The sequence below is a fragment of the Erwinia sp. V71 genome, assembly GCF_965644245.1.
Taxonomy (GTDB): Bacteria; Pseudomonadota; Gammaproteobacteria; order Enterobacterales; family Enterobacteriaceae; genus Erwinia.
The window spans coordinates 1-14,883 of sequence record NZ_CBFFRK010000104.1; the positions used below are offsets into that span (position 1 = coordinate 1).

At 54.2% G+C, this 14,883-nt stretch carries 12 protein-coding genes and 1 pseudogene; 8 read left to right on the plus strand and 5 right to left on the minus strand.

Annotated elements, in window-relative coordinates:
• The first annotated feature begins 415 nt into the window (after positions 1 to 415).
• Entirely contained in the window at positions 416 to 3,193 is a 2,778-nt protein-coding gene (locus ACSZO1_RS17385) for a flavocytochrome c (RefSeq protein WP_437614838.1), read from the plus strand.
• Positions 3,194 to 3,285: 92 nt separating this feature from the next.
• Here the strand turns inward: ACSZO1_RS17385 and ACSZO1_RS17390 are convergent, their stop codons facing one another.
• Entirely contained in the window at positions 3,286 to 5,046 is a 1,761-nt protein-coding gene (locus ACSZO1_RS17390) for a methyl-accepting chemotaxis protein (protein ID WP_437614840.1), read from the minus strand.
• 254 nt (positions 5,047 to 5,300) lie between these two features.
• Here ACSZO1_RS17390 and ACSZO1_RS17395 point away from each other — a divergent pair.
• The 3 genes and pseudogenes from ACSZO1_RS17395 to ACSZO1_RS17405 all read left to right on the plus strand — a co-directional run.
• Positions 5,301 to 5,459, plus strand: a pseudogene (locus tag ACSZO1_RS17395) (Gfo/Idh/MocA family oxidoreductase); the annotation flags it as partial.
• Positions 5,460 to 6,134: a Gfo/Idh/MocA family oxidoreductase gene (locus ACSZO1_RS17400; RefSeq protein WP_437614861.1), complete on the plus strand. Its 675-nt coding sequence runs from the start codon at positions 5,460 to 5,462 to the stop codon at positions 6,132 to 6,134.
• 203 nt (positions 6,135 to 6,337) lie between these two features.
• Positions 6,338 to 6,976, plus strand: coding sequence for a LysE family translocator (locus ACSZO1_RS17405; protein WP_437614863.1), 639 nt, complete (start codon positions 6,338 to 6,340; stop codon positions 6,974 to 6,976).
• Here the strand turns inward: ACSZO1_RS17405 and ACSZO1_RS17410 are convergent.
• Positions 6,947 to 7,765, minus strand: a complete 819-nt coding sequence (locus tag ACSZO1_RS17410; protein WP_437614842.1) for an AraC family transcriptional regulator — start codon at positions 7,763 to 7,765, stop codon at positions 6,947 to 6,949. The genes ACSZO1_RS17405 and ACSZO1_RS17410 overlap by 30 nt on opposite strands.
• A 173-nt stretch (positions 7,766 to 7,938) precedes the next feature.
• On the opposite strand from ACSZO1_RS17410, the gene ACSZO1_RS17415 reads away from it, so the two are divergent.
• From ACSZO1_RS17415 to ACSZO1_RS17425, 3 genes are all read left to right on the plus strand, one after another.
• On the plus strand, positions 7,939 to 8,631 hold the full coding sequence (locus ACSZO1_RS17415; RefSeq protein ID WP_437614845.1) for a GntR family transcriptional regulator: 693 nt from the start codon (positions 7,939 to 7,941) through the stop codon (positions 8,629 to 8,631).
• Between the two features lie 333 nt (positions 8,632 to 8,964).
• A complete protein-coding gene (locus ACSZO1_RS17420) occupies positions 8,965 to 10,284 on the plus strand; it encodes an NAD(P)/FAD-dependent oxidoreductase (RefSeq protein WP_437614847.1) in 1,320 nt (439 codons plus the stop codon).
• 249 nt (positions 10,285 to 10,533) lie between these two features.
• The gene (locus tag ACSZO1_RS17425; protein WP_437614849.1) at positions 10,534 to 11,736 is read left to right on the plus strand and encodes an MFS transporter; all 1,203 of its coding nucleotides are present in this window, start codon (positions 10,534 to 10,536) and stop codon (positions 11,734 to 11,736) included.
• Between the two features lie 18 nt (positions 11,737 to 11,754).
• Here ACSZO1_RS17425 and ACSZO1_RS17430 read toward each other — a convergent pair whose 3' ends face one another.
• Together ACSZO1_RS17430 and ACSZO1_RS17435 are read right to left on the minus strand one after the other, a co-directional pair.
• Complete coding sequence (locus ACSZO1_RS17430; protein ID WP_437614851.1) at positions 11,755 to 12,027, minus strand: type II toxin-antitoxin system RelE/ParE family toxin; 273 nt, start codon at positions 12,025 to 12,027, stop codon at positions 11,755 to 11,757.
• 5 nt (positions 12,028 to 12,032) lie between these two features.
• Positions 12,033 to 12,323 (minus strand): type II toxin-antitoxin system RelB/DinJ family antitoxin, encoded by a 291-nt coding sequence (locus tag ACSZO1_RS17435; RefSeq protein ID WP_437614854.1) that lies wholly within the window; start codon positions 12,321 to 12,323, stop codon positions 12,033 to 12,035.
• A 224-nt stretch (positions 12,324 to 12,547) separates the two neighbouring features.
• On the opposite strand from ACSZO1_RS17435, the gene ACSZO1_RS17440 reads away from it, so the two are divergent.
• Complete coding sequence (locus tag ACSZO1_RS17440) at positions 12,548 to 13,579, plus strand: GlxA family transcriptional regulator (protein WP_437614857.1); 1,032 nt, start codon at positions 12,548 to 12,550, stop codon at positions 13,577 to 13,579.
• Positions 13,580 to 13,618: 39 nt separating this feature from the next.
• Here the strand turns inward: ACSZO1_RS17440 and ACSZO1_RS17445 are convergent.
• Positions 13,619 to 14,883: MFS transporter (locus tag ACSZO1_RS17445; RefSeq protein WP_437614859.1), on the minus strand; the 1,265-nt coding region annotated here is incomplete at its 5' end.

Here is a 14,883-nt window from a genome sequence, read left to right on the forward strand (position 1 = left end):
TTATCGGTAGTTAACCCTTCCTCCTACACTCTCCACAATCATGTCCGAGCGTTGCACTTATTATCTGAATTCGCGAGCGAGATATCAGACAACGGCTGGCTGAGATAACGCTTTATCACATCTATATTAAGCAGATATGAATATAATGCCAGTCTTCTGTAGGGGTATTTTCCTGCGCGATATCACGAAAAACCACAAAGTTTATATGGTTGATTTCCCCGCAATCATGACTGAGAATTCATAGAGTTATTGTTTTTGAGATAAAAATGGCCCGCATTTAACCGGCTGAAAAATAAATTAAAGGATTATCTGTGTGAATAATAGCGGTGCCAGCAAGCCGCTGTCCGCTTAATTAATTAAACAGCAATAAGCCGCCGCCACAGAATTAACACTTTTGATCCCGGAGTTGAAGCTCATGAATACACTCACCCCGATCCTGAATCCCCTCACTTTGCCGAACGGCGCGGTACTGAAAAACCGCCTGCTGATGGCACCCATGACCACCTGTACCGGATTTTATGATGGCTCCGTGACCAGCGACCTGGTGGAGTATTATCGCGACCGTGCGGGCAGTATTGGCACCGTGATTGTCGAGTGCTGCTTTATTGATCCGAAAGGCCCGGCGTTTCCGGGGGCGATTGCCATCGACAGCGACAATAAGATCGCGGGACTGAAGAAAATTGCCGACGCGATCAAATCGAAAGGGTCGAAAGCGATTCTGCAAATCTATCACGGCGGCCGCATGGTTGAGCCGGAGCTGATTGGTGGCAGAACCCCGGTTGCGCCGAGTGCCATTGCTGCACCGCGTGAGGGCGCGACCACACCGCAGGCGCTGAGCGGCGAAGAAGTAGACGTGATGATCACCAAATTCGGTGATGCGGTGAACCGTGCGATTAAAGCCGGATTTGATGGCGTCGAAATTCACGGTGCAAATACCTATCTTATCCAGCAGTTCTATTCACCTAACTCCAACCAGCGTGACGACAAATGGGGCGGCAGCCGCGATAACCGCGCCCGTTTCCCGCTGGAAGTGCTGGAAATTACCCATAAGATGGCGGAACGCTTTGCCGACGCCTCATTTATTATCGGCTACCGCTTCTCGCCGGAAGAGCTGGAAGTCCCCGGTATTCGCTTTGATGACACCATGTATCTGCTGGAGAAACTGGCGGCGCGCGGGCTGGATTACGTCCATTTCTCCGTCGGTGCGCTGTTGCGTCCTTCGATTGTCGATACCAGCGACCCGACACCGTTAATCACCAAATATCGCGCCATGTGTTCCGAAACGTTGGGTAAAATTCCGGTGATTGGTGTCGGCGGCGTGGTGAACAAAAGCGATGCCGAAACGGCGCTGGAACACGGTTTTGACCTCGTGGCCGTGGGCAAGGCCTGTATTGCATACCCTGACTGGGCCGACCGCATTATCAACAATGAACAGCTGGAGCTGTTTATTGACAGTACGCGCCGTGAAGCGCTGAACATCCCGGAACCGCTGTGGCGCTTCTCGCTGGTCGACGCCATGATCCGCGATATGAGCAGCAGCGGCCGCAAATATAAAGCGGGCGTGTATCAGGAAAAAGTCGAAGCTGAAGCGCTGAAACTGAAAATCAACGTTACGCTGGATACCGACCGTATCACCGATATTTCACTGGTGCCGGATGCGTCGCTGGATGTTGATTTCAGTGAGACGTTTGCCAGCCTGCGTACCCGTATTCTGGTGGCGAACAGCCCGCATGTGGATGCCATTACCGGTGCAACCACCCAGAGTGAGGCGCTGAAAAAAGCCGTCTCACGTGCGCTGGCCACTTCCAGTAAAGAGCATGTGCTGGAAGAGGGCGGTAATCCGCTGGCACCGCAACAGTATGATGTGGTGGTGATCGGCAGTGGCGGCGCGGGGCTGGCGGCGGCGATTCAGGCGCACGATGAAGGCGCGCGGGTGGCGGTCATCGAGAAGATGCCGACGATTGGTGGCAACACCATCAAAGCTTCGGTGGGGATGAATGCGGCGGAAACCCGTTTCCAGAAATTAAAGGGCATCGAAGACAGCAAAGAGCTGTTCTATCAGGAAACCCTCAAGGGCGGGAAATTCAAAAACAACCCGGTGTTGCTGCGCGAGTTTGTTGAACTGGCGCCGGAAGCGGTGGAATGGCTGGCCGGACATGGCATTGAGCTGAACGATATCACCATTACCGGCGGGATGAGTATTGACCGTACGCACCGTCCGGCAGACCGTTCAGCGGTCGGTGGCTTCCTGATTAGCGGGCTGGTGAAAAATATTAACCAGCGCGAAATCGAGGTGTTACTGGAAACCTCGGTGGCTGAAATTCTGACGGAAAACGGTGTGGTCAGCGGCGTGAAAGTGGTCGATGAATACAATGACAGCCGCATCCTCAATGCGAAAAGTGTGATTGTTGCCACCGGTGGCTTCAGTGCTAACCGCGAGATGGTGGTGAAGTACCGTCCTGAACTGGATGGCTTTGTGACCACCAACCATAAAGGTGCGACCGGCAGTGGCATCGCCATGCTGCAGCAGATTGGCGCAGATGTGGTCGATATGGGCGAAATCCAGATTCACCCCACCGTTGAGCAGACCACGTCATACCTGATTTCCGAAGCGATTCGTGGCGGTGGGGCGATTCTGATCAGCCAGGCTGGTAAGCGCTTCTTTAACGAGATGGAAACCCGTGACAAAGTGTCGGCAGAGATTATTGCCCTGCCAGAGAAAAGCGCGTGGGTGATCTTTGACGAGCAGGTGCGGCTGAATAACAAAGCAGCCGATGAGTATATCGCCAAAGGCTTTGTCGTCAGCGCGGCATCGCCACAGGAGCTGGCGGTGAAACTGAATATGGATCACCATGCGCTGCTGGCGACGCTGGAACGCTACAACCTGTTTGTGGATCAGCAGAATGATGAAGACTTTGGTCGTAAGACTGCGCTGCGTCATCCGCTGAATCAGGGGCCGTTCTATGCCATTCGCATCGCGCCTGGCGTGCATCACACCATGGGCGGTGTCACGATCAACACCGATACTGCGGTGCTCGATGCGCAGAAACAGGTGATCAATGGCGCATGGGCTGCCGGGGAAGTGGTGGGGGGCATTCATGGTGCCAACCGCATTGGCGGTAATGCAGTGGCCGATATCATTATCTTTGGCATTCTGGCGGGCCGGAATGCGGCGGCCTTTGCCCGGAAGTAATCGCGATAAAAACGGCGACCTGAAGATATCAGGTCGCCGTCACTGTCAGCCTGGCTTCTTTCTTTCTCTGGTGCAGGATGCGGCCAGTTTCATCAGCGTGCGCTCAGGTACATTGCCTCCCCGTGCTGACTGCCAGCGTCATCCGGCAGCTGGAAAATCGCGACAGTCTGTTCAAGCTGGCGCGCCTGATCTTCCAGCGAACCGGCGGCGGCGGACGATTCTTCGACCAGTGCGGCATTTTGCTGCGTGGTGGTGTCCATTTCGGACATGGCGAGGCTTATCTGATGTAATCCCCGGCTCTGTTCCTCGGATGCGACGGCAATTTCACCCATAATCTCTTTCACTCTCATCACGGACGTCACAATCTCTGTCATCGTCTCACCGGCGCTGGTGACCAGATTCGCGCCATTTTCGACTTTGAGCGCGGAGTCCGTGATCAGACTTTCGATCTCTTTCGCCGCGACGGAGCTGCGCTGGGCAAGATTACGCACTTCTCCGGCGACGACCGCAAAACCACGCCCCTGTTCACCGGCACGTGCGGCTTCAACGGCAGCGTTCAGGGCCAGGATATTGGTCTGGAAGGCAATCCCGTTAATCACGGAAATAATGTCGGACACTTTGCCCGAACTGGTGGAAATATCCTGCATGGTCGCAATCACTTTGCTGACAATCAGGCCACCGTGTTCGGCATTGTCTGACGCGGTCTGGGACAGCAGGCTGGCCTGACGGGCGTTTTCAGCATTCTGTTTTACCGTTGCCGTCATTTCTTCCATGCTGGCCGCCGTCTGCACCACGGCTGCCGACTGCTGTTCGGTCCGCGAGGAGAGATTGATATTACCCGCCGAAATTTCGGACGATGCCCTTGCCACACTGTCAACGCCCTCACGGACATTACTGATGATGGTAGTCAGGCTGTCGTTCATAGTGCCGACCGCCTGCATCAGCAAGCCGGGTTCATCCTGGCGTGCGGAACGGATGCGGTGCGTGAGATCGCCAAGTGATATTTTATTTGCCGCTTCCAGCGTTTCGCGCAGCGGCGTGGTGATGCTTTTGGTGATCAGCCAGGCAATCAGCAGGGCAATTACCACCCCGACCAGCGCGGATGCTGGCATCACCAGCAGCGCCTGTGTCACGGTATCCTGTGATTTATTCTGTTGATAAAGAAACATGTTGTTAATTGCCTGCCCCAGTTCTCCTGACTCTGCGCCAAGCTTTTTGGAATTGTCGGCACTGGCGCTGGCAAGTTGCAGATACTGTGAGAATTTGTCCCGCAGGGATTGATTCAGCGCGGATGTTGGTTCAGCCCAGCGTGCCGAGCCATCTGTGGACAGTGAAAGCAGAGTTTTGGCACTCGCATCGCTCTGCCGCATTTTTTCGTCAAGCGCATTCAGCGCCGCCTGATCCGGCTGGCTCAGAAACGCTCTCGCGGCTGCCTGCAGAGTATCGATATCGTTCTTCAGGTTTGTCGCCGCCAGAATGGCTTCGCTGCTGTGTGATTTGTCCTGCTGAAATTGTGCCGCCTGCGCGTAAACCGATGCGAAAATTCCCACATCAATCGACTCTTTCAGCGCCTGCGCTTTGCGTTGCGCCTGGCTGAAAACATTCAGAGCATCACTGTAGCGGGCAAAGGTCTGCTCAGCATTCTGGCGTACCTGCTGACCCTCTTGCGGCAGCGTCGCCGTTGCGAGTTGCCCCAGTTTTACTTTGATATTGTCGACGGCAGCCTGATTTTTTTGTGCGTATTCTTCTTTGCCGGTGTACTGGAGCAGCGTTCTGTTGAGTCGTGCATTGCCGAGATCAATCACCATGTCGACGGTGATCTGCTGCAGACGGAGGTTTTCTCTGATATTCATCAGCCCCATCACACCCACGAGTGTGATAATAATTGCAACGAAAACAACGAAAAGAAAACCTGATGTCAATTTTTTCCCGACCTTCATATTAAGGAAGGTGCGATTAATTCGATGGGAACCATTTTTTCGTCCTGTCATCGTATGGTAAATGAACAAAGAACCGCCCAAAACACTGAAAACGATAGATGAACGGCAATCATTGTAGTCATGAACAGAACTTTGAATGATTAAATCGCACCTTCCTTAATGATGCTGATATTCAGGTGATCATTATCAGCACACCGTCCGCCACCCATTATTCGCTGGCTAAACAGGTGCTGCTGGCAGGCAAACACTGCGTGGTGGAAAAACCGTTCGCCGAAACCAGTGCCGAAGCGCAGGAGCTGTTTACTCTGGCGCAACAGCGCGGACTGATGCTGCAGTGTTATCAGAATCGTCGCTTTGACAGCGACTTCCTGACCACGCAGAAAGTGATTGAATCCGGCGTGCTGGGCGAACTGCTGGAACTGGAAATGCACTACGACTATTACCGTCCGTCGGTGCCGGAATCCGCGCAGGAATTCAGCAGAATCAACTCCTATCTTTACGGCCACGGCTGCCATACGCTGGACCAGGTGATCTCATACTTCGGTAAACCGGATCAGGTGCATTACGACGTGCGTCAGCTGCTGGGACCGGGACGAATGAACGACTATTTCGACGTCGATCTCTACTACGGCCAGTTAAAAGTGTCGGTTAAATCCAGTTATTTCCGGCTAAAAGAGCGGCCGAGCTTTATTGTCTATGGCAAGAAGGGCGTGTTTGTAAAACAGCACAAAGATCGCCAGGAAGAGCATCTGAAGCTGTTCTATATGCCTGATAACCCTGATTTTGGTATCGAGCGGCCGGAAGAGTATGGCGTGCTGACCTGGATTGATGATCAGCAGGTTTACCATGAAGAAAAAGTGGTGTCAGAACGAGGGGATTACAGCCGTTACTACGATGCGTTGTATGACACGCTGGTACATGGCAAAGAGAAGCTGGTGAAGGATGAAGAGACCCTGCTGCAAATCCGTTTACTGGAAGAGGGGATAAAATCGCTGCAATAGTGGCCGGTTGAACGTCAATCTGGCGATTGCGCAATTCTTTCCAATACGTGTCAGCAATGGAGTGGTTAAATAGCTTCCTGATCGCTTTCTTGTGAAGGAAACACCATGTTTACCGCTCCGCGCTGGCCTGCTGCCGCGTCTGATTTTTCCGTTCGCCTGCCTGTGCATGCCGCTGTATATTCACGCTGTTCAGAAGGTGCACGCTGATGCCGTTTTCTAATGGTTTTTTACTCAGCCTGTCGCTGTGTCTGGACATTGGCATTGCCAATATCGCCATCATTACCCTGGCGATGCAGCGTGGTTATTTGCATGGTTTCTGGCTCGGTATTGGCACCTGCGTCGGCGATCTGATCTATGCGCTGCTGGCGCTGGCGGGGATGGCGGTACTGCTGCAGTTTGAAACCGTGCGCTGGGTATTATGGCTGGGTGGCGGCAGTATGCTGGTCTGGTTTGCAGTGAAAATGCTGCGGACGGCGTTTAATCATCGCGATCAACCGGATCTCAGTGCTGTGCATCAGAACCAGCCACTGTTACGTGAAATGGGGCGCGGCATGTTGCTGGCGATGTCATCGCCAAGCGCCATTCTGTGGTTTGCCACGGTCGGCGGGGCGCTGATCTCACGTATGGGGCAGCACAGCGTGACGGCCACCTCGTGGTTCCTCGGCGGTTTCTTTATTGCCGGCGTGGTCTGGACCTGTGTGTTGTGTTCCGTCGGCAGCTTTGGCGGCAAAGTTCTCGGCAGCCGGATGCTGAAATATTCCTATATCGCCTCGGCGTTTATTTTCAGTTATTTCGCTATTTATGTGATTGTTTCAGGCTACCGGGAATTTATTGCGGCCTGAGCCAATCTGCTGCGCATAGTGATGAGGCGTAATGCCCATCACTTTACGGAAAGCATTGATAAAATGGCTCTGATCGTAGAAGCCGAGCATCAGCGCGGCATCTCGCGGGTGGACGTTACTGCGCAGCAGATTACGCGCTTCGTGCAGCCGCAGTTGCATATGGTACTGGAGCGGTGGCATGCCGGTCTGCTGGGTAAAACGCCGTACAAGGTGGTATTTGCTCAGCCCTGACAGTTGCGCGAGTGCGTCCAGCTGCGGTTTTTCTGTCAGATGTTCGCGCAAAAACGCTTTCACTCTGCTCACCGCCTGCTCTTCACCGTCCGCCGCCGGGCGATGATCTTCCAGCAGTTCACCGCACAGCAGCAGCAACTCCTGCTGCTGCTGGCTGGCGTCCTGATGCTGCGCTGACTGCGCATAACGGCAGATAGCGGTAAACAGCCGGTTATCGTGGAAGATGCCTTCGCGCAATACCGGTGCGGCATTGCCGCTGCGCAGGTTGTGCTGTGTGACAGGCTGCTGCAACAGTGACTGCGGCAGATGCACGCTGACAAACTCGACGCTGTTGCTGTCAAAACGCGAGGCCTGAATGCTGCCCGGGTTGTAGATCGTCACCTGACCCGCCTGTGCCAGTGAAACCTTCCCCTCCAGCCAGACCTCTTCTGTTCCTGTCAGATTGGCACTAATCACATATTCATCATGCAGATGGCGCGGAAAGGCATCGCCGCTGGCGATGACGCGCGAACACTCGATACCATTCTGGCTGAACCACTCTGAGGACTGTAACGACAATCGGTGCATCCTTTTTATCGGCTTGAGACAAAGCACACTTTCTGTGCATTATGCGGCAGGCAGGGCTGTTTTTGCAGTATCCAATCAGGTAAATTTCTCTGCGTGAGCTGGTTTCCCTTTACTATTCTGATTATTACCGACAGAAGCAATCGTGACGTTGTTCAGGAGGACGCTTGAGATTTGGAAAGGCTGCGCTGTACGAGGACTTAAAACGTCTGATTTTAACCATGGAACTGGACCCGGACACGGCGCTGGATGAAGTCAGCCTGAGTAACCAGTATGCACTGTCCCGCACCCCGGTCAGAGAGGTGTTTCAGCGTCTGGCGGGCGAGGGCTATTTGGAAATTATCGAGAAAAAAGGCGTGCGTGTGATCCCGATGAATCACGCAACTCTGCGCAACTTCTTCCTCGTTGCGCCGATGATTTATGCTGCGATTGGCCGCCTGGCGGTGCAGAGTTTTAAACCCAAACAGCTTGATGCGCTGAAAGATACCCAAAAACGTTTCCGTAAAGCCTGTCTGGCACATGATGAACAGACGCTGGTGCTGGAAAACAATCGCTTCCATGAAATCATGGGCGAGATGGCTAACAATGCCTATCTGCAACCCAGTCTGGGACGTTTGCTGATTGACCATTGCCGTATCGGGCATACGTTTTTCCGTCCGCAGAATGAAGATATGGAGCGACGCCTGCAACTGGCGGCCGATCATCATGACGCCATGATTGCCGCTCTGGAAAACCGTGATGAAAATTCCATGGTGACGCTGATTAATGAGCACTGGGATCTGTCGCGGCAAAATATGGAACTGTTTATTACCCCGCAGGGATTACCGGCTGATACGGTGTTCAGCCAGCCTGAAGCGTAAGCCAGCACTGCCACGATAGGTAAACCTTTTTCCTTCCTGATTTATCCCTTGTCCGCACTTATCCGTTATCCACGACCAGCCATCAGCTGGTCGTTTTCCCGTTGTGTTTCAGCCCGCCATTTCGTCATTTTTACGCCGCTTTTCTGAGAGGCTGCGCACAATTGTGACGTCCGAAAATGAATCTCGTTGACATTTTTTTAACACCAGATATATCTTCAAAATACATTGTGTATACGTGAAATATACATTGCTGTCACTGCTGTGCCGCCGGGAAAAGAGCACATCTTTGCTTCACTCCGACGGGTAAAAAATAAAATCAACTGGAGTCGTAAATTGCAAAAGGTCACCTCTCTGCCTGGCGATGATGCTATGCCTGGCTGGTATCATACCAGCGCAGCCCGTACCCCACGTCCGGCACATACCGGACAAAAATCTGCTCGCTGGGCGATTGTTGGCGCAGGCCTTACCGGGCTGGCGGCGGCACGCCAGCTGGCGCTTAATTTCCCCGATGATGAAGTGGTGCTGATCGAAGCCCAGGAAGTGGGGTTTGGCTCTGCTGGCCGCAATGCGGGCTTTGCTATTGATGTCCCGCACGATATCGGCGCGAAGGATTATATTGGCGATGTGACGACGGCGAACCTGATCCTCAGGCTGAATACTCTCGGGCAGAATTACCTGCGCAGTATTGTGGCGGAACACAATATTGACTGCCAGCTGGCGGAAGCCGGTAAATATCAGGCAGCCGTGGGCGCACCGGGTATCGCGATTCTGGAAGCGTATCGCAGTGGGCTGGAAAAAATTGGTCGCGAGGCGCAGATGATTGATGCGCAGGATTTGCCGGAACATATTGGCACCTCGTATTACAAAAAGGCGCTGTATATTCCTGGTACGGTGCTGGTGCAGCCTTCGGCACTGGTAAAAGGGCTGGCGGAAACCCTGCCTGCCAATGTCACCCTGTATGAAAACACGCCGGTTACGGCGGTGGATTATGGTGACAAAATCACGCTGGTGCATGAGAAGGGCACCATTACGGCGGATAAATTACTGCTGACCAATAATGCGTTTGCGGCGCACTTTGGTTTTCTGCAGGGGCGCCTGTTGCCGACGTTCCTTTATGGCAGCCTGACACGCCAGCTGACGCCGGAAGAGCAGGCTCGTCTCGGCGGTAAGCCGGTCTGGGGAGTGATCCCTGCGCATCCGTTCGGCAGCACCATTCGCCGCACGGCGGACAACCGCATTCTGGTGCGCAACAGCTTTGGCTTCCATCCTGATGGCCGTCCGCGCGTGAAAAACCTGCCGCGTTACCGCGCCACGCACCGTAAATCGTTTGAGCGTCGTTTCCCGATGCTCAGTGAGGTGGATTTTGAATACACGTGGAGCGGGGCGATCTGCCTGTCGCAAAACCACGAAGGCTTCTTTGGTCAGCTGGCGCCGAATGTGTATGGTGCACTGTGTTGTAACGGGCTGGGCATCACCCGTGGCACCGCGACCGGCATGTTGCTGGCGGATCTGATTGCCGGGAAACGCCACGAGCTGATTGACTTCCTGCTGGCGTCACCGGGGCCAGACCGGACGCCGCCGCAACCGTTCCTGTCGATTGGTGTCAGCTCTGTACTGAAGTGGGGGCAATTCCGCGCCGGTCTTGAGGTCTAGCGAAACCGCTGTGGTGGCAGGGTGTGCGCCAGCACCAGGTGATGTCATGCCCTGTCGCCCGCCGGTGATTTCCCTCTGCACCTGACGTCGCTGCGTCGAGTGCGCCTGTCTGTTATCTCAACGTCAGTGATATTAAGCTGTTACTGTTGTATAGATAATTGCATAACGCATTAGCGTCAGTGTGATATCACTGGTTTAATACTGAGAAAGCTTACTTACACGACCTGCAGACAGGCTGAAAAATTATCCATGAACTTCACATCTGCCATTACTCGTCCGAAAACCTATCTGAATGTGCTTATTATCCTCGGTCTGACACATTTACTGAATGACCTGATTCAGTCACTCATCCCGGCGGTATATCCGATTCTGCGCGATGAATATCAGCTCGATTTTGTTCAGATTGGCATTATCACGTTCACCTTCCAGATTGCCGGATCGCTGTTGCAGCCGGTGGTGGGCTATTACACCGATCGCCATCCGCTGCCGTATTCGACCGTGGCTGGTATGGTATTTACGCTGGCGGGACTACTGGGACTGGCGTATGCGCCGAGCTATAACCTGATTCTGGTGTCGGCGGCCTGTATTGGTATCGGCTCATCCATTTTCCATCCTGAAGCGACGCGTATGGCGCGTTATGCTTCTGGTGGTCGTCAGGGGCTGGCGCAGGGCATTTTCCAGGTCGGCGGGCAGGCAGGTGGCGCGCTGGGGCCACTGCTGGCGGCACTGGTGATTGTACAGAGAGGACAGTCGAGCCTCGCGTGGTTCGCGGTTCTGGCACTGCTGGCGATGCTGCTGATGATCTGGACGGCCGGTCAGCACACCACGCTGCGCAACTCGTTTACCTCGCTGGCAAAAGCACGCGCGGCGGCAACGGGCGGGCAGACCCACTATTCGCGTGCCACGGTTGTGGGCGGTCTGGTGATCCTGACATTGCTGATGTTTTCTAAAAATGCCTATGGCGAAAGTTTCCGCTCGTTCTATACCTTTTATCTCATCGATCACTTTGGCCTGTCGGTCAGCGCATCGCAGATGATGCTGTTTATTTTCCTTGTCTCTTCTGCTGTTGGTGCATTGATTGGTGGCATTATTGGTGACCGCATCGGGCGTTATCGCATTATCTGGATTTCGGTGCTGGGACCGCTGCCATTAACGCTGATGCTGCCCTATGCTGACCTTTTCTGGACCGGCGTGCTGACGGTGCTGATTAATCTGGTGATGGCCAGTGCCTTTGCGGCGATTCTGATTTACGCCATGGAGTTACTGCCGAACCGCGTCGGGCTGATCGGCGGGCTGTTCTATGGTCTGAACTTTGGCCTTGGCGGTATTGCCGCTGCGATTCTGGGCGGGCTGGCGGACAAACACGGTATCGAAACTGTCTACTGGCTCTGCTCGTTCCTGCCACTGGCGGGGCTGCTGACGTGGTTTTTACCGAAGATTGAGCATAGTTAACGCGAACTGCTGGCCCGGTCAGGGCCAGCGTTGTGCGGTGTGCAGCACGCGCAGGATAGTGAGTGTCTTGTGCTCCAGTTGGTAGATCATAATGTAATGGGGATGTACGACGATCTCACGTGTTCCCACGACTCTGCCAGCGCGATGAAATTCAGGATGCTGACAGGCGAGTTCGGCGGCGGCTTCAAACTGATCATCCAGTTCAGCTGCGGCGATGGGGTTGTCCTGAGCGATATAATCCATTATTGCGTTCCTGTCGTTAACAGAAAACGCGCTCCATTTTAGTATCATCCGTTTTATTGTTTCCGTAGCGCAGCCTTGCGGTCTGAAAAATGCTGTCTGACTTCATCGTGAGAAAGTGCAGGACGCGGATCCTCCAGTGCTTCCTGCACTTTGCGTCGAAACCAGAGATCCCAGGTTTCAGTATCAGCAGTAAAACCGGGAGGCAGGCCACCTTCATTAGCGATGCGGGTTAACAGGATACGCACGGCATCTGAGACGGTTAGTCCCATTCGCTCCAGCACTTCAGTGGCTTTCTCTTTGACCTCGGTATTAATACGGGTCTGAACTAAGCTATTGGCGGTCATAAGGCACCAGTTGGTTGTGTAATATCTGTACAAATGTAATGCATACGCATGACAATTACCAGCGTCGAAGCCGACTCGCGGGTTTATTCATCATGCAGAGAGGGATGTCCTTTCATGATCTTGCTCGCATTAATTCACCTATCCCCCTTGAGCCGCCCACGCGATACCGGAACAATAGCAGCTGCGGGTTCCCGCACATTTTCGTCATAAGAAGATTTAGCGCAATGGATACCCGTCAGTCACAGAACACCGCCAGCCAGCCCAAACCCGACCTGAGAATCGGTTTTATTCTGATGAACCGCTTCACGCTGGTGTCAGTCGCCGGGCTGGTGGAATCGTTGCGCTTTGCCGCCGATGAGTCATTTGGCAGCCGGCAAATCTTCTGCCAGTGGGAGTGGATGACCTGCGATAACCAGCCTGTCACTGCCAGCTGTGGTTTGCCTGTCACGCCGACGGCAGCGCTCGATTTAACGCAAAACTGGGATTATATCGTGCTGGCCGGTGGGCTGCTGGAAGAGACCCGTTCACCCCCGTCGTGGCTGCTGGACGCCGTCAGGGCATTACATGCGCGCAAAATTCCCATTATTACGCTGTGCAGTGGCTCATTTATTGTCGGTAATGCCGGGTTGCTGGATGGCCGCCGCTGTGCGATTCATTTCACTACCCGCGATGAGTTTCGTCAGCGTTTTCCCAAAGCGATTCCGGTTATCGACAAAACCTATATCAAGGATGGCGGCATTATCTCCTGTCCTGGCGGTACGGCGATTGACCTGGCTGCCGATCTGATTCGTCAGCATTGTGGTGAATTGCGGGCGCAGAAGGGGCTGAAATACCTGCTGGTGGAGGAAGAGGCGGACAGGAGAAAAACGCGTGGCCGGCGTAAAGCCGCCGCTGAGCAGGTGGTGTATGACAATGAGGTGGTGCACAAGGTTATCGAACTGATGAAGCATCATCTCGATTCACCTGTGCCGCTGAATGACGTTGCCGATTTTGTTCGCCTGAGTACCCGCCAGCTTAACCAGTTATTTCTCAACAGTACCGGCTACACGGCGGCGGTTTACTGGCGCAGGATGCGACTGGAACATGCGCGCAAACTGATGGCGGATTCCAGTAACAGCATTAACGCAATTGCCGGTGCCTGTGGCTTTGCCGATGCGTCACACCTGATCGCCTGGTTCCGCAAGCAGTATGGTGAAACGCCGTCGTCATTCCGCAAGCGGCGGCGTGAGGTGGAACGGCTGATTAAGCCAGAGTAAAAGTAAAAGCAAACGGGGCGCGATGCGCCCCGTTTTATCTCAATGCCGTTTCGGCAGCGGTGTTGCCAGCGAAGGGGAGGGACTGCTGCTGTCGTTCAGCGAAGCAGCCTCATCCAGATTGAGCGCATTGGTTTCCGGTGCAAGGAACCAGGAGACCAGCAGACCAAAGAAAGTAATGCCCGCGGCGATATACATGGTATGACCAATGCCGATGCTCTGCAGCGAGAAGGGCACCAGATAAGTACCGACTGCCGCGCCAATACGTGACAGCGAAGTGCCGACACCCACCGCACCGGCGCGGATCTCGGTCGGGAAAATCTCGTTCGGATACACCAGCTGCAACACCTGCGCGCCGCCAATAAACAGCGCATAAGCGCCGAACATCACCAGAATGGTAAGCGACGGCCCATCACGCAGCCAGCCGAGCAGCAGCAGCGCCAGACCAGACCACAGGAAGCTGTGCAGCAGCAGTTTACGGCGACCAATAGTATTCACCAGGCGGGTGGCGATAATACAGCCGACCACGAACAGCAGGGTGATGGCCACTGACCCATAAGAGGCCCAGTTACCGCTCAGGTGCAGTGCCTGCAGCACTTTCGGCGCGAAGGCATACACGGCGAACACCGGGATCACGGAGCAGGTCCAGAAGATGGAGACAAACGCCATACGTTTGCCGTAGCCCGAGTGCAGCAGGCTGAGAAACGAGTGTTTGCCACTCTCTTTTTGCACCGGCAGATTCGCCAGGCTGAAATCCGCACCATATACCTGACGGATGATGTTCTCCGCTTCAGCATTGCGGCCTTTGCTCATCAGCCAGCGCGGGGATTCCGGGGTGCCGAGACGAACAATGAACAGCGCTGCGCCAATCACGGCGGTGCTGGCCAGCGTCAGACGCCAGGCATCATCACCTCCGATCTGCATCATAATTTCACCGACAATATACGCGGTGGCCGCACCGGCAAACCACAGAATGGTCAGCGTGGCGAGGCAGGGACCGCGATATTTTTTCGGCAGAAACTCGACCAGGAACGCGGTGGCGACCGGGTATTCAATCCCTACCGCCATCCCGCTGAGAAAACGCAGAGCAAACAGCATTTCACCGCTTTGCACCCAATACTGTGCCAGCGAACAGACAACGAACAGGGTAGGGCCGACAAAGTAGATAATCTTTCTGCCTAATTTATCGGTCAGCGTCCCGCCAAGGAAACCGCCGAAGAAAATACCGATTAAGGCGGATTCAACTCCGAAGTGCAACGCTAAGCCGCCAATCTTAGCTCTGCAAACACCACAGACGGTTGCCTGAA